Source organism: Blastomonas natatoria (genome assembly GCF_003201955.1).
In the GTDB taxonomy this organism is placed as follows: Bacteria; Pseudomonadota; Alphaproteobacteria; order Sphingomonadales; family Sphingomonadaceae; genus Blastomonas; species Blastomonas natatoria.
In genome coordinates this window covers 1-1523 of sequence record NZ_QJJM01000047.1, presented here as the reverse complement: position 1 = coordinate 1523, position 1523 = coordinate 1, and the positions used below count along the sequence as shown (strand labels likewise).

Sequence of the window (1523 nt, the reverse complement as noted above, 5' to 3'; positions counted from 1 at the left end):
TGTCCGTCGTCAGAACATTCGGCACAGATCGCGGCTTAGATTAGCGGAGTGCGGACCTCGTCTGGGGGTGGATGTTAGGCGGCGAGCTTGCGGTGTTGCAAGCGCCGATGCTCGATGGTCTGTCGCTTGATCCTTTCACGCTGTTGGATGATGGCTGGTGCCCTGCCGAAGTAGGCATCGGCGGGCGTCACGTTGTTCAGGCTCTCGTGGTAACGCTGGTGGTTGTAGTGCTCGACGAAGGCCTCGATCTGGGCTTCGAGATCGCCAGGCAGGAAGTAGTTTTCCAGCAGGATGCGGTTCTTCAGGGTCTGGTGCCAGCGCTCGATCTTGCCCTGGGTTTGGGGATGGCACGGTGCGCCGCGCACATGGCTCATCTTCCGGGCCTCGATATATTCGGCCAGTTCGCCCGCGATGTAGCTGGGGCCGTTATCGCTGAGCAGCCTGGGCTTGTGTAGCACCGTGGCGCTGTCGCAGCCGGAGGCCGCCAGGGCGAGGTCCAGCGTGTCGGTCACGTCCTCGGCCCGCATGTTGGTGCACAGCTTCCAGGCGATGATGTAGCGAGAGAAGTCGTCGAGCACGGTCGACAGGTACATCCAGCCCCATCCGATGATCTTGAAGTAGGTGAAGTCGGTTTGCCACATCTCGTTGGGACGGGTGGTCTTGGTATGGAACTCGTTCGCCGCCTTGATCACCACATAGGCCGGGCTGGTGATCAGATCATGAGCCTTCAACAGGCGGTAAACCGTGGATTCCGACACGAAGTAGCGCTTCTCGTTGGTGAACCGCACCGCCAGTTCGCGGGGGCTCAGATCGGTCTCTTCCAGCGCCAGTTCGACGATCTGGTCCTGGATGTCGCCGCCGATGCGGTTCCACACTCGGCTCGGCGCCGATGGCCGATCCTCCAGCGCCTCCGGCCCGCCTTCAAGGTAGCGATCATACCAGCGGTAGAACGTCCGGCGGGCGATGCCGAGCTGGTCCAGCGTGCGTTTGGCAGGCAGGTGCGACTGCTCGACGATCCTGATGATCTCAAGCTTCTCGGATGCGGGATACCTCATTCGTCGTCGCCCCCATCCGCGATCATGCTTTTTTTCAGCAGACGGTTTTCGAGCGTCAGGTCCGCCACGCATTCCTTCAAGGCGCGGGCCTCGCGGCGCAGGTCCTGCACCTCGCCGGTGGTCGCGGATCGAGCGGTGTCGCCGGCCAGGCGCCGCTTGCCCGCTTCCATGAACTCCTTCGACCAGGTGTAGTACAGGCTCTGGGCGATGCCTTCCTTGCGGCACAGCTCCGCAATGCTGTCCTCGCCGCGCAGCCCATCGAGCACGATGCGGATCTTGTCCTCGGCCGAGAAATGGCGACGCGTCTGCCGCCGAATATCCTTCACAACACGCTCAGCAGGGGCCTTTGCCGGCGATTTTTTCAAGGAGGGTTGGGGCTTCATCTTCGTTCCTTCGTCACTACGACGAAGCCCCAACCCTCCTTAAATCACAACCTCAAATCTGTGCCATTGGCGCTGACGGCGGACA

1 protein-coding gene is annotated in these 1523 nt (G+C 61.7%); it reads right to left on the bottom strand.

Features of this window, described 5'->3' with window-relative positions; genetic code table 11:
• Nucleotides 1–74: 74 nt before the first annotated feature.
• Nucleotides 75–1438, bottom strand: a protein-coding gene (locus C7451_RS19655) for an IS3 family transposase (protein WP_244182044.1) whose coding sequence is annotated in 2 segments (ribosomal slippage) — nucleotides 75–1088 and nucleotides 1091–1438 — 1362 coding nt in all. Because the reading frame shifts where the segments join, the coding sequence is not laid out codon by codon here.
• Between the last annotated feature and the right edge of the window lie 85 nt (nucleotides 1439–1523).